Here is a 22,391-nt window from a genome sequence, read left to right as displayed (position 1 = left end):
CGTCACTTATCTTGATTGAACCGCCGTATACGGAACCGTACGTACGGTGGTGTGAGAGGACGGAGGTTAATCACCTCCTCCTACTCGATTGTCATCGAGCATAACATGTGTTTTCCTCCGTCTATTTGTAGTACGATAAACGTAGCAAAGCTTAGATGGAGGGATCATTGTGAGACATGCCATTGTAACAGCAGGAACGAAAGGACTTGGCAAAAAAGTAACGGAACGCTTTTTAGACAAAGGCTATGCTGTCACTGTTCATTACCGAAGCGACATACAAGCTGTTGAAGCGTTGAAAGAAGCGTATCGTCACTGTCATGATCGGCTTCATTTTGTGCAAGGGGATGTGACGAATAAAGAAGATTTAGTTCGTCTCGTAGATGAAGCGTTTGCTACATTCGGTCGCATCGATTATTTAATTCATAATGCAGGCCCTTACATATTTGAACGAAAAAAATTAGCTGATTATACGGATGATGAATGGTATGAAATGATTGAAGGAAATTTAAGTGCGATGTTTCATTTATTTAAGCGAGTTGTACCAATTATGCGGAATCAACGTTTCGGACGCATTGTGACGTACGGTTTTCAAGGGGCGGATCATGCGCCAGGATGGATGTATCGATCAGCGTTTAGCGCAGCAAAAGTGGGGCTTGTCTCATTAACAAAAACGATTGCACTTGAAGAAGCAGAATACGGCATTACAGCGAATATGGTTTGTCCGGGAAATATTATTGGGGAAATGAAAGAAGCAACGATTGCATATGCTCGTCAGATGAAAGACGACATGACGCCAATTGGCCGGTCAGGGACAGGGGAAGATATTGCGCGCGTTGTCGAGTTTTTATGTGATGATCTTTCCGATATGATTACTGGAACAGTCATTGAAGTGACAGGAGGGCTTGATGTTATTCATCGTTATCGAAAATAGGCTGCCAACATGACAGCCTATATGATTTGTAGTTCTTTTGGATATGTCGTTAAAAGAAGCGGTCCTTTGTCGGTCATATAAATGTCATCTTCAATACGTACGCCACCGACGGAAGGAACGTAAATACCAGGCTCAATCGTAAATACCATTCCCGCTTGAAGTGGCATGGTATTTGTTGCGTTCATCGACGGATATTCATGAACATCAATACCGAGCCCATGTCCGATTCGGTGCGGAAAATACGCTCCGTATCCTTCTTGTTCAATTCGTGAACGAGCTGCCTTGTCAATGCTTCCGATGGATGCACCAATTTGACATGCATGAATAGCTTCTTGTTGCGCTTGGAAGACGACGTCGTATATTCGCTTTTGTTGTTCGGTTGGCTTTCCAAATACGACGGTACGCGTAATATCAGAACAGTATCCGTCCAGTACGACACCGAGATCGAACAAAACAAAATCACCCGGTTGGATGCGATTCATTCCTGGAACACCATGAGGATGTGCGCTATTTGTTCCGGTAAGTACCATCGTATCAAACGCCATGGCGCGCACCCCTCGTTTTTTTAATTCGTACTCAATGGTAGCGATGATGTCCAATTCCGTTTTTCCTTCTTTTAAGGCACGGACACCGACATCGACACCGAAATCAGCTAATTCTGCTGCTTGTCGAAGTGTTTGCAACTCTTTTTCATCTTTTGTCATTCGTAGTTCATGAAGCGTATCGGTTAAATCGAAAAACGATGCATGTGAAAAGCATGATTGCAGTTGCTCGAGACGGCTTACCGTCATATGAGATGTTTCAATACCAATTCGTTCCGTTTGTACGTTTCGTCTATTTAGCTCATCGCGCAACATATGCCAAGGATGATGCACATCATCATAGCTGACGATCGTATATGCCCAACCGGCTTGTCTAGCTTGATTGGCATCCATTTCTGGACAGATGAGAAACGGTTCGTCATTCGGGAAGATCACAACGGCTAGTAGTCGTTCATGTGGATTGCTATAAAAGCCGCTAAAATAAAAAACATTTGCCGTTGATGTAATAAATGCCCATGATCCGTTTGCATCTTTCAGTTTTTGTTGGAGTTTGCTTATTCGCTCCATCATATTCACATCCTTTCTTTTTCAGCTTATCATGGATAAAAAAAGAAGGAAATAGGACAAAGATGAAGAAACAAAATGATGTCAAAAACGAAGAAAGGAGAAAGAAAGATGAAGCTGACTTATCACGGCCATTCTGTCGTTAAAATGGAGACGAACGGAAAAACGATTTTCATTGACCCATTTATTACGGGTAACCCAATGACAGATTTAAAAGCAGAAGACGTTCACGTGGATGTGATTTTATTAACGCATGGTCATAATGATCATGTCGGTGATACCGTTGCATTAGCAAAACGGAACGACGCCCTTGTCATTGCTCCGTATGAATTAGCAACTTATTTAAGCTGGAAAGGTGTTCGTGTTCATCCGATGCATATCGGTGGATCGTTTACGTTTGACTTTGGGAAGGTTAAATTGACGCAAGCGTTTCACGGTTCTAGCTACGTTGAAGAAGACGAAACGATCGTGTACACAGGTATGCCAAGTGGTATTTTGTTTCATGCCGAAGGAAAAACGATTTATCATGCCGGAGATACAGCTTTGTTTTCCGATATGAAGGTCATTGGAGAAATGAATGACATTGATGTGGCATTTTTACCAATCGGAGACAATTTTACAATGGGACCAGAAGATGCGGCTGTTGCAGCGAAATGGTTGAAAGCGAAAATAGTTGTTCCTATTCATTACAATACATTCCCTGTCATTCAACAAGATCCACAACAATTTGTAGCGATGATTGAGGGAGTCGGTCGCGTCTTACATGTTGGTGAGAGCATTGAACTGTGAAAACGTTCATTGAATGCGATCATGCACACCCTTATAATAAGAGTAAGAAACTGTCGAAAAAGGGTGGGGCAACTTGACGATTACGAAGCACGAACAAATTTTACAATATATTGAAAGCTTACCGGTCGGAGAAAAAATCTCTGTTCGCCAAATTGCTAAAGAAATGGGAGTAAGCGAAGGGACAGCTTATCGGGCTATTAAAGATGCTGAAACAAAAGGGTATGTAAGCACGATTGAGCGAGTCGGAACGATTCGGATTGAACAAAAAAAGAAAGAAAATATTGAAAAGTTAACGTATGCCGAAGTTGTCAATATCGTTGATGGGCAAGTGCTCGGAGGAAAAGAAGGATTACATAAAACGTTAAATAAATTCGTGATCGGTGCGATGAAGCTTGAAGCGATGATGCGATATACGGGGGCAGGAAATTTGTTGATTGTCGGAAACCGAACAAAAGCGCACGAATTAGCGCTTGAAGCAGGAGCGGGCGTTCTCATCACAGGTGGTTTTGATACAGAAGAACATGTAAAAAAACTAGCGGATGAGCGCCAGTTGCCGATTATTTCGACAAGTTATGATACGTTTACGGTTGCGACAATGATTAACCGTGCCATTTATGACCAGTTGATTAAAAAAGAGATTGTTCTCGTTGAAGATATTTTGACGCCATTTGAAAAAACAGCATATTTGTATGTGACAGATCAAGTCGAACGGTGGTATGAGCTCAATCGTGAAACGAAGCATAGTCGTTTTCCGGTCATCGATCAACAATTAAAAGTGCAAGGGATTGTGACTGCAAAAGATGTGATGGGCTATGAACGTGACGTGCTCATCGAGAAAGTGATGACGAAACATCCGATCACGGTAAGCGGAAAAACGTCAGTCGCTTCTGCTTCGCATATGATGGTGTGGGAAGGAATTGAAGTGTTGCCGGTCGTCGACGAATATAATCGACTGCAAGGAATTATTAGCCGTCAAGACGTATTAAAGGCATTACAAATGGTGCAACGTCAACCGCAAATTGGTGAGACGATCGATGATATTGTCACAACTCAGTTTTTAACTGAAACGGTTGACGGCGTTTTCCGCTGCAACATTACTCCACAAATGACGAACCATTTAGGGACGTTATCATATGGGGTATTTACAACAATTGTAACTGAAGCAGCGACTCGTGCGCTTCGCTTACATAAACGAGGTGACCTCGTCGTAGAAAACATCACCATTTATTTTATTAAACCTGTCCAAATTGATAGCGTCATCGACATTAAACCGAAGCTATTAGAAATAGGTCGTAAGTTTGGGAAGGTTGACGTCGAAGTGTTTAATGAAGGGACGCTTGTCGGAAAGGCGTTAATGATGTGTCAGTTGCTTGAACGACAATAAGGCTGCATATAGCAGCCTATTTTAGTTCCTCCGCTTCTTTTACTGCAAGTGGAAAATAGTAGCGATGGGCACGATAACCTCCCCATATGCTTCCTGCACCAACGAAAAGAAAGACGATGCCAACGATAAGGGAGACAGTTGAACGATGAATAAAAAATTGATTGATCGCAAAGAAAAATACAAATGAGCCAAGCGCAATGCTCGATTTGGCACTAATCCATTTGCGCTCCATCGGCCGTTTGCTGCGGAAATATTTGATTTTGTAATACAAATAAAACGAAAGTGAAAAGATGATAAGTATAACAAATATCGGCATAGTCAGTCCTCCAACAAAAAAATCGTTGCGTGATTATTTTACATCTTTTCGAATCATAATAAAATATGTTTTAATGGAGAAAAAAAGGAGAAGTACCATGGAACAAAAGGTTTTGGAAATCATTCGTCATATTCAACAATTTGATACGATTATTATTCACCGTCACGTTCGACCAGATCCTGATGCGTACGGTTCGCAAGGGGGATTAGCAGAGCTTATTAAAGCGTCATTTCCAGAAAAGCACGTCTATACCGTTGGAAAAGATGAACCGTCGCTCGAATTTTTGCGTAAAATGGATGTGATCCCTGATGAAACGTATAACGACGCTCTTGTGATCGTTTGCGATACGGCAAATGAAGAACGAGTATGCGATCAACGTTATAAACTTGGAAAAAAGATTATTAAAATTGATCATCATCCAAATGAAGACCCGTATGGTGACATTTTATGGGTAGATACAAACGCTAGCTCGGTTAGTGAAATGATTTATGAGTTGTATTTAGTCGGAAAGGAACACGGTCTCGTTTTAACGAAAGAAGCAGCTCGACTAATTTACGCAGGAATTGTTGGGGATACAGGTCGTTTTCTTTTCCCAAGCACGAATCCAAAAACATTTAAATATGCAAGCGAATTAGTTGAATACGGATTTTCATTTGTCGACTTGTATGATCAGTTGTATCGTACAAAGCTATCTATTGCGCATTTAAGCGGATATGTGTTGCAAAATTTCGAACTATCCGAACACGGAGTGGCTCATATTATATTAACGAAACAATTATTAAAACAATATGATGCAACACCATCAGAGGCTTCGCAGCTTGTCAGCGTGCTTGGAAATATTGAAGGAATACGAGCATGGGTGTTTTTTGTGGAAGAAGATGATCAAATTCGCGTCCGTCTTCGTTCAAGAGGTCCGATCGTCAACGAAGTTGCAAAAAAATATCGAGGCGGTGGCCATCCACTAGCAGCAGGAGCGTCCATTTATTCGTGGGACGAAGTTGAACACGTGTTGGCAGATTTAAACGAAGTATGTCAGCAACAGTAGAGAGGCCTCTACTGTTGCTTTAATTTTAGTTCAATAGATATATTTGTAAAAAATAAAATCGTTTCGATATGAAGATTGTACGTACGATTGTCGATCACGTATGTTTTATTTTCAATCGCTTTTTTTAGTAGCTCCTTACTTTTATATACTGTTTCAATATCTTTCGCTGTGATATGTTGAATATCTTTTTTTATATCTTCTTCAATTCGAAACGCTGTGTACGTATCGATGCCGTATGATTGTGCGTTAATGACTTTGACATCAATTGATTGAATCGTTAGTCGTTTTTTATTTTCTTTATTTAGTTCGATGTAATCTTGTTGCCAAATGTTTAAATCGTGTTTCAACTGGGCGATGATTTCTCGTTGTACGTTGAGCTGGCGAACTTGTTTTTCTTGCAAAATACCGAAAATTTGTAAAAAAACGATCCAACTAATGATTGCTCCGATGGCCGCTCCAGCAAAAAAACGTTGCCATCCTGGATCGCGTGTATACGGTGGGACTCTCATGCGCCATGCTCCTGTGTAAACCAGCGAATAAACGTCATACCTGTTTGTGCGCCGCCCGTGGCTGACAAAATGAGTAAAAATTGCTTAATGACATCTCGTGTTTCTCCTTGGAAAAATCCACGTTCAACGCTATAAAACGTATCAAACGTGCCTCCGATCGCTGCAATCAAAGCCCAAATTTTTAAACTGCTTGCAAAACGATACATCATTGTGAGCGGTGGTTCTCCAGATAAAAAAGCTCCAAATCCACCGATGAACGCCCCTCCAACTAACACACCTAAAGCGATGAAATAGCTTTGAATAAAAGCAGGCAAAAACGCTGTTTTCATCTCCATCTGGCTCACTCCTCCTGTATACTATGTATATGGGACAAACAAGCAAGGTATGTTTTGCTTTTCAACATATATGGTGAATATAATAGAAAAAATAGAAAAGGTGGGAGACACATTGTCGTTTATCCATCTACAAGTGCGAAGTGGTTATAGCTTATTAAGTAGCACGGTGAAAATTGAGGAGCTCGTTATGCGGGCGCGTGAACTTCAATTTTCAGCAGTTGCGTTAACGGATGAAAACGTCTTGTATGGGGTAATTCCGTTTTATAAGGCGTGTCAAGCGCACGGAATCAAACCGATTATCGGTATGATTGCGACAGTATTTGATGAGCACGGGCATACAGATCAACTGGTGCTGTTGGCGAAAAATAACGACGGGTATCGTCAACTTGTCCATATTGCTACAGCCATTCAATTAAATGACGGAAAGGGTATCTCTTTATGTGACTTATCCCGCTACACGAGCGAATTAATCGGTATGACAAGCGGGGTACATGGGCGAGTGGAGCAGCATTTGCTGAACGGAGAAATTGCTCAAGCAGAAACGCTCGTGCACACGTACGCGAAGCTATTTCAACGCGGCGATTTTTATATAAATGTGCAGCGACATGGCTTACAAGAACAAGAAGATTTATTGCCGCTACTTTTTGAACATAGTAAACGATGGGACATGCCGCTCGTGGCGACAAACGATGTACGCTACATGTATAAAGAAGATGCTCTTGCTTTTGAATGTTTACTTGCGATGAAACACGGAAAGAAAATGGCTGACCTGAACCGTCCACGCTTTTTAACGAATGAATACCATTTCAAAAGCGCTGACGAAATGATCTCATTATTTTCAATGTATCGTGAAGCCGTTGAGGAGACGGTGCGCATTGCCCAGCGATGTCATGTGACGTTTGAGGCTAAAAAATGGTTTATGCCGCGCTATCCTGTTCCTTCGGGCAAAACGGCTGACGAATATTTGCAAACGTGGTGTTGGGAGCAATTCACGAAACGTTTTCCTGATCAGCCTGAAGCATATGTCGCTCGGTTACAATATGAACTGCAAATTATTCAACAGATGAATTTTAGTGACTATTTTTTAATTGTTGCTGATTTCATGCGTTTTGCGCGTGAACGAGGAATATTGACAGGACCGGGACGTGGATCAGCTGCAGGTTCGCTCGTTGCTTACATACTCGGAATTACACAAGTGGACCCGTTACAATACGGACTTTTGTTTGAACGTTTTTTAAACCCAGCTCGTCTGTCACTTCCAGATATTGATATTGATTTTCCTGATCATCGTCGCGAAGAAGTGATTCGTTATATTGAACAAACATATGGAAAAGATCATGTTGCGCAAATTATTACGTTTGGGACATTTGGAACACGCTCAGCCATTCGTGAAGTCGGTCGTGTGTTTGAAGTAGATGAACAAGAAATGGAGCAAACGTTAGCTACGGGACGATTGGATCGTACACGTCCATGGCATAGCGTCGTACAACGGATTGAAGGCTTGCCAAAGCATACATCTATTCATGCGGCTGGTATTGTCATTAGTCCATGCCCGTTAACAGACATCGTCCCCCTTCAAGCCGGACAAACGACAACGTATGTGACGCAATATGCGATGGATGCACTTGAACAAATCGGATTATTAAAATTTGATTTACTTGCCCTCAAAAATTTAACGATGGTTGAACAAATGATTCATAGCGTTGAACAGCGGACAGGCCATCGTTTACGTTTTGAAAACATGCCGCTCGATGACGAACAAACGTATGCGCTTTTCAGTCAAGGGGATACTTTTGGTGTGTTTCAGCTTGAGTCAGAAGGAATGAAGCGGGTGTTGCGCGAATTACAACCGACAACGTTTGAAGATATTGTAGCAGTAAACGCTTTATTTCGACCGGGACCGATGGAACAAATTCCAACATATATTTCCCGAAAACATGGGCGTGAGCCGATCGTTTACATGCATGATGATTTGCAATCGATTTTGCAATCAACATATGGAGTCATCGTGTATCAAGAACAAATTATGAAAATTGCTGAACAAATGGCACGCTTTTCGTTAGCAGAAGCCGATTTGTTACGTCGCGCAATAAGTAAAAAAGACGTTGGACAAATGGAAAAAGAGAAACAACGTTTTATTGAAGGGTGCATGCAAAATGGGTACGCTGCCCATATGGCAAACGAATTGTATGAGCTCATCGTTCGTTTTGCTGGTTATGGATTTAACAGAAGCCATGCAGTAGCATATAGCTATATCGCATATATGCTTGCATATATCAAAGCGCATTATCCGCTCGATTTTTACGCAGTTTTATTAACAAATGTCATCGGACAAAAAGAAAAGATGATGCAATGTGTGCACGAACTTCGTAAAAAGCGAATACGTTTGCTCCCTCCTTCCATCGGACGAAGTGAAGGGCATTTTACCGTTGATGGAAACGATATTCGTTTTGGATTGTTAGCGATTAAACAAGTAAGCTCCGCCTTTGTTAAACAAATAATTCGGGAGCGTCAAAGACAACCATTTTCCGATTTTTTTGATTTCGTTTCGCGACTACGTATCGAGCCTTCACAAAGAAAGATCGTCGAAGCACTTATTTTTTCCGGATGTTTTGACGAATTTCGTGTGGAGCGTGCAACCCTTTATGCAAGTATTGACGTGGCGCTTGAGCATGCCGAGTTTCTCACCTCTGATCTCGGCGTACGACCAAAATATGTTCATGCTGAACCGTTATCGCTCAGCGATCAATTGAAATACGAAAAGCAATGGCTTAACGTCTACGTTTCCCCTCATCCGGTTGAATCATTTGCCCATTTTTATTCCATGTGGGGAGCAAAACGTATGTACGAATGGGAAATAGAGAAAGCGAATGTTGGCAAAGTAATCGCATACGTTGAGGAGGTGACGAAAAAGCGGACAAAAAAAGGGGAAGAAATGGCGTTTGTGACGATTTGTGACGATAGCGATGAATGGTATGCGATCGCATTTCCAGCAGTTTATAGCCGATTTCATTCTTTATTGCAACAAGGAAGCGTGTTGTATATGGAAGGAAAAATAGAACAGCGATCGAATGGCTGGCATCTCATTGTACAACAAGTAAGGAAGCCGGTATGTGTTTATATGAAAATTGATGAACAGCATGCGTCACCAGTTGTATTGCAACAGTTAAAAGAAGTATTAATCGCTCATCGCGGATATGCACCTGTCATTTTGTACTATGAAGCAGAACGAAAAAAAGTGCAGCTTTCTCATGAATATGCTGTGTCTCCGCACGATGAGTGCATTCATCAGCTAACGGCATTGCTGGGGGATGGGAATGTCGTTGTGAAATAAAAATGCTTTACTATTTTTCATTTTTATTATATTTTTATAGAAGTTAAGTGGTCAGACCAGTGGCCGCTTGTTAGGGAGGAAGATGTCGTGTCGTTGTTTAAAGAAGCGCTTCATATGCATGAGCGTTATCAAGGGAAGCTCGAAGTAAAAGCGAAAGTGCCGTTAAGAAATGCTTACGATTTAAGCTTAGCGTATTCTCCTGGTGTAGCAGAACCGTGCAAAGCCATTCATGCCGAACCGAGCAAAATATATGATTATACGTTAAAAGCGAACACAGTGGCGGTCGTTTCCAATGGGAGTGCAGTGTTAGGGCTTGGAAATATTGGGGCAGACGCAGCATTGCCAGTGATGGAAGGAAAGGCGGTGCTCTTTAAAAGTTTCGCTGGGGTTGATGCATTCCCTATTTGTTTAAATACATCAGATGTGGAACAAATGATTCAAACGGTCAAATTGCTTGAGCCGACATTTGGAGGCATTAACTTAGAAGATATTGCTGCTCCGCATTGTTTTACGATTGAGGAACGATTAAAGCGAGAAATGAACATTCCTGTTTTTCATGATGATCAACATGGAACAGCGATTGTAACTGTTGCTGGTTTAATGAATGCGTTAAAGTTAGTGAACAAAAAAATAGAAGATATTCAAGTGATCATTAACGGAGCGGGAGCAGCAGGAATTGCGATTATGAAGCTGCTTCGTTGTTACGGGGTTAAACATATCATCATGTGCGATTCAAAAGGGGCGATTTATGAAGGGCGCCCATACGGAATGAATGAGATCAAACATGAAATTGCCCAATGGACAAACGAGGAGAAAAAAGCAGGAACATTACAGGAAGTCATCGTTGGTGCGGATGTATTTATTGGTGTGTCTGTTGCAGGAGCATTGACAGCGAGCATGGTTGAAACGATGAATCGGGATGCAATCATTTTTGCGATGGCAAACCCGACGCCAGAAATTATGCCGGAAGAGGCATTGCAAGCAGGGGCAACAGTTGTTGGGACAGGACGTTCCGACTATCCGAATCAAGTGAATAACGTGTTGGCGTTTCCGGGTATTTTCAGAGGTGCGCTTGATGTACGCGCCAAACAAATTAATGAACAAATGAAAATGGCCGCTGTAGAAGCCATTGCGCATTTAATTACAGAAGATGAATTGCGTGCTGATTATGTTATTCCTGCTCCTCTCGATCCGCGTGTCGCTCCAGCTGTTGCTGCTGCAGTGGCGAAAGCCGCCATTGAAACAGGCGTTGCACAAGTGATTGTTGATCCAAAAGAAGTAGAAAAGCGAACACGACAATTAGCACTAATTGCAGGTGAGGGTGAACATGACTACTTCTAAAGTATACATTGAAACGTTTTGGCAAATTCATCGCATGATTGAAGAAGCAGGTCTTCAACCTGGCGATCGATTGCCATCTGAACGAGAGTTAGCCGACCGATTACGAGTCGGACGCTCTTCTGTTCGTGAAGCGTTGCGGGCGTTAGAGTTGCTTGGATTAATTGAAACGCGCCGCGGGGAAGGTACGTTTATGAAACCGTTTGGCGACCATCAGCTCATTCAACTACTTGGCTCGTTTATTTTGCAAGGAAATCGGGAAAAACGAGATTTAATAGAAACAAAAATATTCATAGAGCGCATATGCTTACAACTTGCTTGCGAGCGACTGACAGATGAAAAGCTTGAGCTTATATCACAAACGGAACATACGTACCATTCATTTTTCCGACGGATTGTAGAAGCCACCGATAACTATTTATTGTTGCGCATTTGGCTTGTGTTAAACGACTTTTTTGAGCACGTATATACGATGAATCTCCCTTCCGAGTTTTATAAACAAATGCGGATCGCACTACAAAAACGGTCTTGTGAAGAAGCGGTTGCTATTTATGAGCAATACGTGATGCAAAAAATGTCGAAAGAGAATTGACACAATGTGACAAACAAAGTTGTCTTTATTCAGTAAAGTAGAAATGGACTAAGTAGGGGAGGGAAACATGTGCTGAAAGATTTGTTCTCCAAAAAGAAGAAGTATGCGACCATTCCGTCTGAACAAGCAAAGCAAGATGTACCTGAAGGCATTATGACAAAATGTCCGAAGTGTAAAAAAATTATGTATACGAAAGAATTAGTGAAAAATTTACGCGTTTGTATATCGTGCGGCTATCATCATCCGATGTCTGCTCCTGAACGCATTGCGTGTTTGTTAGATGAAGGGACGTTTCATGAATACGATCGTCACCTTCTTTCTAAAAATCCGCTTGATTTTCCACAGTATATGGAGAAAATTGAGGAAGATCGTGAGAAAACGAAATTGAACGAAGCGGTTGTTACAGGAGAAGGAACGATAAACGGTTTTCCGGTTGTTATTGCAGTGATGGATTCCCGTTTCCGCATGGGGAGTATGGGATCGGTTGTCGGAGAAAAAATTGCACGCGCCATCGAACGAGCGATGGAAAAATCGGTACCTTTTATTATTTTTACCGCTTCAGGTGGAGCGCGGATGCAAGAAGGTGTATTAAGTTTAATGCAAATGGCGAAAACAAGCGCTGCATTAAAACTATTTAGCGAACAAGGTGGGCTCATCATTTCAGTCATGACCCATCCAACGACAGGTGGTGTATCAGCAAGCTTCGCCTCGCTTGGAGATTATAACTTTGCTGAACCGGGGGCGTTGATCGGTTTTGCGGGAAGACGAGTCATCGAACAAACGGTTCGGGAAGAGTTGCCAGATGATTTTCAAACTGCGGAATTTTTATTGAAACACGGACAATTAGATGCTGTTATTCCGCGTCATGAATTAAAAGATAAATTAACGAATGTATTAGACATTCACCAATCGCGAGGTGGAGACGAATGGCATACGAATTAGAATTTGAAAAGCCGCTTGTAGAACTGCGAAAAAAAATTAGCGAACTGAAAGAGTTTACGAAACATCGTGACGTCGATTTTTCAGATGAAATCAATAAGTTAGAAGCGCGACTTGAAAAGCTTGAAAATGATATTTATGCTAATTTAAGCCCGTGGGATCGTGTGCAAATTGCCCGACATCCAAATCGTCCGACAACGCTCGATTATATCGATCGGTTGTTTACGAACTTTTTTGAATGTCACGGTGATCGTTGTTTTGGCGACGATGAAGCGATTGTCGGAGGAATTGCGAAATATCACGGATTGCCTGTGACAGTCATCGGACATCAACGCGGAAAAGATACGAAAGAAAATATTCGCCGTAATTTTGGCATGCCGCATCCAGAAGGGTATCGAAAGGCACTTCGTCTAATGAAACAAGCCGAAAAATTTGGGCGTCCGATTATTTGTTTTATTGATACGAAAGGGGCGTATCCAGGAAAAGCTGCCGAAGAGCGCGGACAAAGTGAAGCGATCGCACGAAATTTGTTTGAAATGGCGGGATTGACTGTCCCTGTCGTATGCATTGTGATCGGTGAAGGTGGAAGCGGCGGTGCGCTTGCGCTTGGTGTCGGAAACTATGTTCATATGCTTGAAAATTCAACGTATTCCGTTATTTCGCCAGAAGGGGCAGCGGCTATTTTATGGAAAGATGCGTCACTCGCGAAAAAAGCTGCCGAAACGATGAAAATTACAGCGAAAGATTTAAAGCAGCTTGGCGTCATTGATGAAATGATTCCAGAAGTGCGCGGCGGTGCGCATCGAAATGTTGATGAACAGGCGAAATATATTGATGACGTTCTTCAACGCTCGTTGCGTGAATTGCTTCCGTTAAACGCTGAACAGTTAATTGCACAACGATATGAAAAATATAAAAAGATTGGCGATTTTATCGAGTCACAACAGCACGTGTCCGTTACGTAAAAAAGGTCATCCATTTCGATGGCCTTTTTTATTACATGAAAAGGGCGACTTTGGGTAAACTTTTTGTAGCGTGAAAAAATCAACGTTTTGTGAAACATTTCATTATGTATTGTGTTCCATATACCTTCATGTTATCTTAAAGTAAGAGGTCATACTTCTTATTTTATTTTTTTAAAGAGGTGAAGAGTGATGAAAAGAATTGGTGTGCTTACGAGCGGTGGCGATTCACCAGGAATGAATGCGGCCATTCGCGCAGTTGTTCGAAAAGCAATTTACCATGGATTAGAAGTGTACGGCATTTACCACGGATATGCGGGATTAATTGCCGGAAACATTAAAAAGCTTGAAATCGGGGATGTCGGCGATATTATTCATCGTGGTGGAACGATGTTATATACTGCCCGCTGCCCAGAATTTAAAACGTTAGAAGGACAGTTAAAAGGAATTGAGCAATTGAAAAAGCATGGCATTGAAGGGCTCGTTGTCATCGGTGGTGACGGTTCGTATCAAGGGGCGAAAAAATTAACAGAACACGGCTATCCTTGCGTCGGCGTGCCAGGAACGATTGATAACGACATTCCAGGAACAGATTTCACGATCGGTTTTGATACAGCATTGAATACGGTTATTGATGCAATTGACAAAATTCGTGATACAGCGACATCTCATGAGCGTACATACGTCATTGAAGTCATGGGGCGTCATGCTGGTGACATTGCGCTTTGGGCCGGTCTTGCTGGCGGAGCAGAAAGCATTTTAATTCCAGAAGCGGATTATGATATGAATGAAATTGTTGCACGTCTCAAACGTGGACATGAACGCGGCAAAAAACATAGTATTATTGTTGTTGCGGAAGGCGTCGGTAGCGGTGTGGAATTCGGTAAACGAATTGAAGCAGCAACAGGCTTTGAAACGCGTGTAACCGTATTAGGTCACGTCCAACGTGGTGGTTCACCGACAGCGTTTGACCGTGTGCTTGCAAGTCGTTTAGGTGCTCGTGCCGTAGAATTGTTGCTTGAAGGAAAAGGCGGACGTTGCGTCGGCATTCAAAACAATCAACTTGTTGATCATGACATCATTGAAGCGTTAGCACAAAAACATACAGTTGACCAAAAAATGTATCAGTTGTCCAAAGAGCTTTCAATTTAATGTATATTTATGGTATCGTTTCCATATGCAATTTGTAGGAGGGTGTTTATGCGCAAAACGAAAATTGTTTGTACGATCGGTCCAGCGAGTGAAAGTGTAGAAAAGCTTGTGCAACTTATTGAAGCAGGAATGAACGTCGCTCGTCTTAACTTCTCGCACGGAAGTCATGAAGAACATGCAGCGCGCATTCGCAACATTCGTGAAGCGTCAAAAATAACTGGAAAAACGGTAGCGATTTTATTAGACACGAAAGGTCCAGAAATTCGTACGCATAACATGGAAAATGGGGCGATTGAGTTAAAGGCAGGCTCTGAAGTGACGATTTCCATGAAAGAAGTGCTCGGTACGCCAGAAAAATTTTCGATTACTTATGAAGGGTTAATTGATGACGTTCACGTTGGCTCAACTATTTTATTAGATGATGGATTAATCGGATTAGAAGTGTTAGCGATCGATAAAGAGGCAAAAGAAATTCGGACGAAAGTGTTAAACGGTGGCGTACTGAAAAATAAAAAAGGTGTGAACGTCCCGGGCGTAAAAGTGAAGTTGCCGGGTATTACTGAAAAAGACGCAGAAGATATTCGTTTCGGTATTGAACAAGGCATTGATTTCATCGCCGCATCGTTCGTTCGCCGCGCTTCTGACGTGCTTGAAATTCGTGAATTGCTCGAAGAACATCACGCGTTGCACATTCAAATTATCCCGAAAATTGAAAACCAAGAAGGCGTAGACAATATTGACGAAATTTTAGAAGTCGCAGACGGCTTAATGGTTGCCCGCGGAGATTTAGGCGTTGAAATTCCAGCAGAAGAAGTGCCGCTTGTGCAAAAAGAATTAATTAAAAAATGTAATGCGCTCGGAAAACCGGTTATTACAGCGACACAAATGCTTGATTCGATGCAACGCAACCCACGCCCTACTCGTGCGGAGGCAAGCGACGTCGCGAATGCCATTTTTGATGGAACAGATGCGATTATGCTGTCAGGTGAAACAGCAGCAGGTGCTTATCCAGTAGAAGCGGTACAGACGATGCATCGCATTGCTTTGCGCACAGAACAAGCGTTACAATACCGCGACTTATTATCGAAGCGAAGCAAACAAAGCGGCACAACGATTACAGATGCCATTGGACAATCGGTTGCTCACACCGCATTAAACTTAGATGTCGCAGCAATTGTTACGCCGACAGTCAGCGGCCATACAGCCCGCATGATTTCGAAATACCGTCCAAAAGCGCCAATTATCGCTGTTACATCGAATGAAGGTGTTTCGCGTAAATTAGCGCTCGTTTGGGGTGTTTACCCACGCGTTGCTCAACATGCTACGTCAACAGATGAAATGCTTGATATTGCAGTTGAAGCAGCTCTTGATACACGTATTGTGAAACATGGTGATCTCGTCGTCATTACGGCAGGTGTTCCGGTTGGAGAAACAGGATCGACAAACTTAATGAAAGTGCATATGATTGGCGATATGATTGCCAAAGGCCAAGGTATTGGTCGCAAATCAGCATTTGGAAAAGTTGTTGTAGCGAAAACAGCAGAAGAAGCAGTTGAAAAAATGATTGAAGGCGGCATTTTAGTTGCTCCTGCAACAGATGCGGATATGATGAAAGCGTTAGAAAAAGCTGCTGCGATCATTACAGAAGAAGGCGGCTTAACGAGCCATGCAGCTGTGGTCGGCTTAAGCTTAGGCATCCCGGTCATCGTCGGTGTAAACAATGCGACAACCATTTTAAAAGACGGACAAGATATTACAGTAGACGCAAGTTTCGGTGCCATTTATCGTGGTCACGCAAGCGTGCTATAATAAGAAGGGGACAACCCCTTCTTTTCTCATTTTGGAGGGATATGTATGCGTAATATCTTTTTTCTTCTTTTTATCGTTATCCCAGCGTTAGAAATTGTCGTTCTTGTTTTATCTGGAAAGGCAATCGGGGTATGGCCAACATTTGCTTTCATCGTGGCGACAGGCATTATCGGTGCATTTTTAGCGAAAAAGCAAGGATTGCACACGCTTCAGCGCGCGAAGTACGAATGGATGAATGGACGTATCCCAAGCGATGCGCTATTAGATGGGATTTGCATTTTAGTTGGCGGGACGTTATTGTTAACGCCAGGATTTATTACTGATACAGCAGGTTTTATTTTGCTTCTCCCATTTGCGCGCGAAAAAATGAAACCGTGGCTCGTCCGTTTGTTTAAGTGGATGTTTTATACGAAAACTTGGATATACATTCGAAAATAAAAAGCATAAGCTCGTCGCTTATGCTTCTTTTTTTCCAACAATGAAATGCCAAATGTCTTGAAATACGCCAGCATGATGTAGCGTGCGTCCAATGACAAGCAATACCGGTCCAACGATTAATCCGAGAAACCCGATCAATTTGAAACCAACGAATAAAGCAATTAATGTAGCTAATGGATCGAGCCCGATATTAGAAGAAAGAAGTTTCGGTTCCATCACTTGTCGCTGTACGAGAACAACGATATATAGCACGCCAAGACCGATGGCAAAATGAGTATCCCCGCTTATTGCTGTGTAAACAATCCATGGAACGAATACTAAACCTGTTCCTAAATACGGCAAAATATCTACTATGCCAATAATAAGCGCGATAGTGATCGCGTATTCTACTCGCAACACAAGCAATCCGACTAATACAATGAGCGTTGTAATGGAAATGAGTGTGGCTTGCGCTTTAAGGAAGCCAAATAGCGCCTTTTTTAGTTCAGTAAACACTTTTGTGCTGCTCGTTTGTACTTTGTTCGGTAACAGTTTTTGGAACAACGATTTTAGACGATACCAATCTTTGCTTATAAAAAATGTAGCGAGCAATGAAAAAATAAAGATTGTCGCAAAATTAGGCAACCATCCGATAATCGAAGGGATATTTTGTAATATATTTTGGATAAATTGTCCAACTGTTGTAGCAATTCTCGTCCCAACCGACTGAATGTTTGCCATAATCGTATCTTGTTGAGATGTATCTAAATTTTTAAAGAGCGTAGCTAGCTGGTTGTATAGTGGAATAATTTGGCTGGCGACAAACTGTTCCATGTAAACAACAAGCTTTTGAAAATGACTTGGAACGACTGTTGCTAAATATTGTGTGCCCGTCACAATTTCTGCGACAAGAAGAGTGACAAGCCCTGCAACGAGTGCAAGTAAAAAAATTAAAACAATGATGACCGCTAGCGCCCTCGGCATTTTCGCTTTTTTCTCTAATACATCCACAACTGGATTAATGAAAAAGGCAATCGCTAACGCAATTAAAAACGGATACGTTAACGTTGATACATAATATAAACTCGCTAACCCAGCAATGATGACAAAGATGACAAATAAAAAGCGAAGGGAGCGATATACATATTGATTTGGCACGTTTTCACCTCCCGTCTTTTGTCATTTATGACTATTATAATATACAATGCAAAAGAAGAAAAAGTTTCAAAGAAGAAGGTGATATTTGATGCAACCGTTTATTTTTTTATTTATTCTTCTTGTCATTGGCATGATGGCAAAAAATCATTCTCTTGTTGTCGCAGTGCTTTTTTTACTCGTTGTGAAAAGCATCGGACTAAGTTCAAAAGTATTCCCTTACTTACAACAAAAAGGAATCAATCTTGGGGTGACTATCATTACGATTGCTGTATTAGTTCCGATTGCCTCTGGAAAAATAGGTTTTAAAGAGCTAGCAGAGTCCGTTCGATCGGTTTACGCGTGGATTGCAATGTTATCAGGTATTGCGGTCGCTTTATTAGCAAAAGGAGGCGTCACGCTGCTTGCAAAAGATCCGCATATGACGACTGCGCTTGTCATTGGGACGATTTTAGCTGTATCTTTATTCAAAGGCGTTGCGGTTGGGCCGTTAATTGGTGCGGGTATTGCGTATATGCTCATGAAAATGGTCGATGTATTTTCGTGATTTATTACTTTTTTATAATAATATTTTTGAATTATGATTTCTTTTAGTTCACAAAAGTCTGATAATTGTTTATAATGGTATTGGAGCATGTACGAAACTATCGTATATATTCCCCTGCTCGCTTCGTTAAGCGGACAGGTGAATATATAACAAAATGTAAGCATTTTCTTTGCATTTTTATTCAGCTGTTTTGAGCAATCGCTCGACGACGCGTTTCAACATGGGAAAAGGGGAATAAAAGAGAAAAGGAGAGATGTAAGATGACAGTAACTCGCGGTCTCGAAGGGGTTGTCGCAACCACTTCCACAATTAGTTCGATCATCGATGATACGCTCACGTACGTTGGGTATAATATCGATGATTTAGCAGAACATGCTACGTTTGAAGAGGTTGTTTATTTGCTTTGGCACCGCAAATTGCCAAACAAAGAAGAGCTAGAAACGTTAACGAAACAGTTGGCAGAAAATGCCGATATTCCGCAACAAATCATTGATCACTTTAAAATGTATCCGCTTGACAAAGTTCATCCAATGGCAGCGCTTCGCACAGCGATTTCGTTCCTTGGATTGTACGATGAAGAAGCGGAAGCGATGAATCCGGAAGCGAACTATCGCAAAGCGATTCGTTTACAGGCGAAAGTATCAACAATTGTTGCTGCGTTTTCCCGCATTCGCAAAGGATTAGAGCCTGTACCACCGCGCAAAGATTTAAGTTTTGCGGCAAACTTTTTATACATGTTAACAGGTAAAGAGCCGGATCCAATCGCTGAAGAAGCGTTTAATAAAGCGCTTGTGCTTCATGCGGACCATGAATTGAACGCTTCAACGTTTACGGCGCGCGTCTGTGTTGCTACTTTATCAGATGTATACTCTGGCATTACTGCAGCGATTGGAGCATTAAAAGGACCTCTTCATGGCGGAGCAAACGAAGCGGTCATGAAAATGTTGACGGAAATCGGTACGCTTGAAAATGTAGAAACGTACATTCACAACAAATTAAACAACAAAGAAAAAATTATGGGCTTCGGTCATCGCGTTTATCGTCACGGAGACCCACGCGCAAAACATTTAAAGAAAATGTCTGAAAAATTGACGAAGTTAACAGGTGAACCACATTGGTATGACATGTCGGTGAAAATTGAGGAGATTGTTACATCGACAAAAGGGTTACCACCAAATGTTGATTTCTACTCAGCTTCTGTTTACCATAGTTTAGGAATTGATCACGATTTATTTACACCAATTTTTGCAATTAGCCGTATGTCTGGATGGCTTGCACACATTTTAGAGCAGTACGAAAACAACCGTCTCATTCGCCCGCGTGCAGAATACACAGGACCGATGAGACAAGTGTACGTACCGCTTGAAGAACGCGTATAACGATTGTTTAGAAAAGGTGAGAAGTTCGCCTCTCACCTTTTTACACTACACGATTTGGAGGTATGATGATGCAAGGAGAAAAAATTACAGTTACAAATGGAGTATTAAACGTTCCAAATTATCCAATTATCCCATTTATTGAAGGGGATGGGACAGGTCCAGATATTTGGGCAGCCGCTTCTCGCGTATTGGAAGCAGCTGTTGAAAAAGCGTATAAAGGTGAACGGAAAATCGTTTGGAAAGAAGTGCTTGCTGGTGAAAAAGCGTTTAAGTTGACAGGTGAATGGTTGCCACAAGAAACACTTGATACGATTCGTGAATACATAATTGCGATTAAAGGTCCGTTAACAACGCCGGTCGGTGGTGGCATTCGTTCATTAAACGTTGCGCTTCGCCAAGAGCTCGATTTATTTGTATGCTTACGCCCGGTTCGCTATTTTAAAGGAGTTCCTTCTCCAGTTAAGCGTCCTGAAGATACAGACATGGTTATTTTCCGTGAAAATACGGAAGATATTTATGCTGGAATCGAATATGCGAAAGGAACGCCAGAAGTAAAAAAAGTGATCGATTTCTTACAAAATGAGATGGGCGTACGCAAAATCCGCTTCCCTGAAACGTCAGGAATCGGCATTAAGCCAATTTCAGAAGAAGGAACGAAACGATTAGTGCGGGCAGCCATTAAATATGCGATTGAACACGGCCGCAAATCGGTGACGCTCGTTCATAAAGGAAACATTATGAAATATACAGAAGGTGCGTTTAAAAACTGGGGTTACGAATTAGCTGAGCAAGAATTTGGCGATCAAGTGTTTACATGGGCAGAATATGATCGCATCGTTGAAACGGATGGAAAAGAAGCTGCAAACAAAGCGCAGGCGGAAGCAGAAGCAGCAGGAAAAATTATCATCAAAGATGCGATTGCAGATATTTTCTTACAACAAATTTTAACTCGTCCACGCGAGTTTGATGTCGTTGCAACGATGAACTTAAACGGCGACTACATTTCTGATGCGCTTGCAGCACAAGTAGGCGGCATCGGTATCGCTCCAGGTGCAAACATTAACTATGAAACAGGTCATGCAATTTTTGAAGCAACGCATGGCACAGCACCAAAATATGCAGGATTAGATAAAGTGAACCCGTCGTCTGTCATTTTATCTGGTGTAATGATGTTTGAACATCTCGGTTGGAACGAGGCAGCGAAACTCATTATTGACTCTATGGAAAAAACAATTGCATCTAAAGTGGTCACATATGATTTTGCGCGCTTAATGGAAGGTGCAACAGAAGTGAAATGCTCTGAATTTTCGGATGCTCTCATTCGAAATATGGGCGAATAAACGAAAAAGGGGATGGAAGAACGTGGGTATGAAACGTAAAAAAATCTCAATTATCGGTGCTGGATTTACGGGAGCGACAACAGCGTTTATTTTAGCGCAAAAAGAGCTAGGGGATATCGTTCTTGTCGACATTCCACAATTGGAAAATCCGACAAAAGGAAAGGCGCTCGATATGCTTGAGTCAAGCCCAGTTCTTGGTTTTGACGCCAACATTATTGGTACGTCAGATTATGCGGATACGGCTGATTCGGATATCGTTGTCATCACTGCGGGGATTGCACGCAAACCAGGGATGAGTCGTGACGACTTAGTAACGACAAATCAAAACATTATGAAAGCTGTAACGAAAGAAGTCGTTAAATACTCACCGAACTGCTTTATTATCGTCTTAACAAACCCAGTAGATGCGATGACATATACAGTATTTAAAGAATCGGGCTTTCCGAAAAACCGCGTCATCGGCCAATCTGGTGTATTAGATACCGCGCGTTTCCGGACATTTGTTGCACAAGAATTAAACTTATCTGTTAAAGACATTACAGGATTTGTTTTAGGCGGTCATGGAGATGATATGGTACCGCTTGTGCGTTACTCATATGCAGGGGGCATTCCGCTTGAAACGTTAATCCCAAAAGAGCGTTTAGACGCCATTGTTGAACGTACGCGTAAAGGTGGCGGTGAAATCGTCAACTTGCTAGGCAACGGTAGCGCTTATTATGCGCCAGCTGCGTCCCTTGCTGAGATGGTTGAAGCGATCGTAAAAGACCAGCGCCGAGTTCTTCCAGCCATCGCTTATTTAGAAGGCGAATACGGATATGAAGGCATTTATTTAGGTGTGCCAACGATTTTAGGTGGCAACGGAATCGAAAAAGTGATCGAATTACAGTTAACAGACGAAGAAAAAGAAGCATTAGCGAAATCTGTTGAATCGGTGAAAAACGTGATGAAAGTGTTACAATGATAAAAAATTCGGGGGATCTTTCCCCGAATTTTTGTATATGGTCAAACAAAG

At 41.9% G+C, this 22,391-nt stretch carries 21 protein-coding genes; 16 read left to right on the top strand and 5 right to left on the bottom strand.

Annotation, left to right across the window (positions count from 1 at the left end; all coding sequences use genetic code 11):
• The first annotated feature begins 169 nt into the window (after nucleotides 1–169).
• Nucleotides 170–931, top strand: coding sequence for an SDR family oxidoreductase (locus EKC99_RS10260; protein WP_009361529.1), 762 nt, complete (start codon nucleotides 170–172; stop codon nucleotides 929–931).
• 17 nt (nucleotides 932–948) lie between these two features.
• Here the strand turns inward: EKC99_RS10260 and EKC99_RS10255 are convergent, their stop codons facing one another.
• Nucleotides 949–2,043, bottom strand: coding sequence for a M24 family metallopeptidase (locus EKC99_RS10255; protein ID WP_009361528.1), 1,095 nt, complete (start codon nucleotides 2,041–2,043; stop codon nucleotides 949–951).
• 105 nt (nucleotides 2,044–2,148) lie between these two features.
• Here EKC99_RS10255 and EKC99_RS10250 point away from each other — a divergent pair, with 105 nt between their 5' ends.
• Together EKC99_RS10250 and EKC99_RS10245 are read left to right on the top strand one after the other, a co-directional pair.
• Entirely contained in the window at nucleotides 2,149–2,826 is a 678-nt protein-coding gene (locus tag EKC99_RS10250) for a metal-dependent hydrolase (protein ID WP_009361527.1), read from the top strand.
• Nucleotides 2,827–2,899: 73 nt separating this feature from the next.
• Entirely contained in the window at nucleotides 2,900–4,210 is a 1,311-nt protein-coding gene (locus EKC99_RS10245) for a CBS domain-containing protein (protein ID WP_009361526.1), read from the top strand.
• Nucleotides 4,211–4,226: 16 nt separating this feature from the next.
• Here the strand turns inward: EKC99_RS10245 and EKC99_RS10240 are convergent, their stop codons facing one another.
• Nucleotides 4,227–4,526: a YtpI family protein gene (locus tag EKC99_RS10240; protein ID WP_019416680.1), complete on the bottom strand. Its 300-nt coding sequence runs from the start codon at nucleotides 4,524–4,526 to the stop codon at nucleotides 4,227–4,229.
• A 97-nt stretch (nucleotides 4,527–4,623) separates the two neighbouring features.
• Here EKC99_RS10240 and EKC99_RS10235 point away from each other — a divergent pair, with 97 nt between their 5' ends.
• A complete protein-coding gene (locus tag EKC99_RS10235; RefSeq protein WP_019416681.1) occupies nucleotides 4,624–5,571 on the top strand; it encodes a DHH family phosphoesterase in 948 nt (315 codons plus the stop codon).
• A gap of 8 nt (nucleotides 5,572–5,579) precedes the next feature.
• Here the strand turns inward: EKC99_RS10235 and ytrI are convergent, their stop codons facing one another.
• Complete coding sequence (gene ytrI, locus EKC99_RS10230; protein WP_009361523.1) at nucleotides 5,580–6,080, bottom strand: sporulation membrane protein YtrI; 501 nt, start codon at nucleotides 6,078–6,080, stop codon at nucleotides 5,580–5,582.
• Entirely contained in the window at nucleotides 6,077–6,415 is a 339-nt protein-coding gene (gene ytrH / locus EKC99_RS10225; protein WP_009361522.1) for a sporulation membrane protein YtrH, read from the bottom strand. The genes ytrI and ytrH overlap by 4 nt, the downstream gene beginning before the upstream one ends.
• A gap of 112 nt (nucleotides 6,416–6,527) precedes the next feature.
• Here ytrH and dnaE point away from each other — a divergent pair, with 112 nt between their 5' ends.
• The 8 genes from dnaE (at nucleotide 6,528) to EKC99_RS10185 (ending at nucleotide 16,979) form a co-directional block, all read left to right on the top strand.
• A complete protein-coding gene (gene dnaE / locus EKC99_RS10220) occupies nucleotides 6,528–9,749 on the top strand; it encodes a DNA polymerase III subunit alpha (protein WP_163151765.1) in 3,222 nt (1,073 codons plus the stop codon).
• An 87-nt stretch (nucleotides 9,750–9,836) separates the two neighbouring features.
• Nucleotides 9,837–11,090 carry an NADP-dependent malic enzyme gene (ystJ, locus tag EKC99_RS10215; protein ID WP_163151763.1) on the top strand — a complete coding sequence of 418 codons (1,254 nt, stop codon included), beginning with the start codon at nucleotides 9,837–9,839 and terminating at the stop codon, nucleotides 11,088–11,090.
• Complete coding sequence (locus EKC99_RS10210) at nucleotides 11,077–11,679, top strand: FadR/GntR family transcriptional regulator (protein ID WP_009361519.1); 603 nt, start codon at nucleotides 11,077–11,079, stop codon at nucleotides 11,677–11,679. The genes ystJ and EKC99_RS10210 overlap by 14 nt, the downstream gene beginning before the upstream one ends.
• 69 nt (nucleotides 11,680–11,748) lie before the next feature.
• Nucleotides 11,749–12,621: an acetyl-CoA carboxylase, carboxyltransferase subunit beta gene (accD, locus tag EKC99_RS10205; protein WP_021093780.1), complete on the top strand. Its 873-nt coding sequence runs from the start codon at nucleotides 11,749–11,751 to the stop codon at nucleotides 12,619–12,621.
• Nucleotides 12,606–13,583, top strand: a complete 978-nt coding sequence (accA, locus tag EKC99_RS10200; RefSeq protein WP_021093781.1) for an acetyl-CoA carboxylase carboxyl transferase subunit alpha — start codon at nucleotides 12,606–12,608, stop codon at nucleotides 13,581–13,583. Before accD ends, accA begins: the two co-directional genes overlap by 16 nt.
• A gap of 189 nt (nucleotides 13,584–13,772) precedes the next feature.
• Nucleotides 13,773–14,732: a 6-phosphofructokinase gene (pfkA, locus tag EKC99_RS10195; RefSeq protein ID WP_075039313.1), complete on the top strand. Its 960-nt coding sequence runs from the start codon at nucleotides 13,773–13,775 to the stop codon at nucleotides 14,730–14,732.
• A gap of 48 nt (nucleotides 14,733–14,780) precedes the next feature.
• Nucleotides 14,781–16,541, top strand: a complete 1,761-nt coding sequence (gene pyk, locus EKC99_RS10190) for a pyruvate kinase (protein WP_021093783.1) — start codon at nucleotides 14,781–14,783, stop codon at nucleotides 16,539–16,541.
• A gap of 45 nt (nucleotides 16,542–16,586) precedes the next feature.
• Nucleotides 16,587–16,979, top strand: a complete 393-nt coding sequence (locus EKC99_RS10185) for an FxsA family protein (RefSeq protein WP_021093784.1) — start codon at nucleotides 16,587–16,589, stop codon at nucleotides 16,977–16,979.
• An 18-nt stretch (nucleotides 16,980–16,997) separates the two neighbouring features.
• On the opposite strand, the gene ytvI is transcribed toward EKC99_RS10185, so the two are convergent.
• Nucleotides 16,998–18,116 (bottom strand): sporulation integral membrane protein YtvI, encoded by a 1,119-nt coding sequence (gene ytvI, locus EKC99_RS10180; protein WP_021093785.1) that lies wholly within the window; start codon nucleotides 18,114–18,116, stop codon nucleotides 16,998–17,000.
• 88 nt (nucleotides 18,117–18,204) lie between these two features.
• Here ytvI and EKC99_RS10175 point away from each other — a divergent pair, with 88 nt between their 5' ends.
• From EKC99_RS10175 to mdh, 4 genes are all read left to right on the top strand, one after another.
• Nucleotides 18,205–18,660, top strand: a complete 456-nt coding sequence (locus EKC99_RS10175; protein WP_163151761.1) for a DUF441 domain-containing protein — start codon at nucleotides 18,205–18,207, stop codon at nucleotides 18,658–18,660.
• Between the two features lie 260 nt (nucleotides 18,661–18,920).
• Nucleotides 18,921–20,039, top strand: coding sequence for a citrate synthase (citZ, locus tag EKC99_RS10170; RefSeq protein ID WP_075039314.1), 1,119 nt, complete (start codon nucleotides 18,921–18,923; stop codon nucleotides 20,037–20,039).
• 65 nt (nucleotides 20,040–20,104) lie between these two features.
• Nucleotides 20,105–21,379 (top strand): NADP-dependent isocitrate dehydrogenase, encoded by a 1,275-nt coding sequence (gene icd, locus EKC99_RS10165; RefSeq protein ID WP_163151767.1) that lies wholly within the window; start codon nucleotides 20,105–20,107, stop codon nucleotides 21,377–21,379.
• Between the two features lie 22 nt (nucleotides 21,380–21,401).
• Nucleotides 21,402–22,340 (top strand): malate dehydrogenase, encoded by a 939-nt coding sequence (gene mdh, locus EKC99_RS10160; RefSeq protein ID WP_021093789.1) that lies wholly within the window; start codon nucleotides 21,402–21,404, stop codon nucleotides 22,338–22,340.
• Nucleotides 22,341–22,391: the final 51 nt, after the last annotated feature.

It is taken from the genome of Anoxybacillus sp. MB8 (assembly GCF_011006755.1).
Classification (GTDB): domain Bacteria; phylum Bacillota; class Bacilli; order Bacillales; family Anoxybacillaceae; genus Anoxybacillus; species Anoxybacillus gonensis.
The sequence above is the reverse complement of the archived record's forward strand: the minus strand, read 5'-3'. Positions and strand labels throughout refer to the sequence as shown.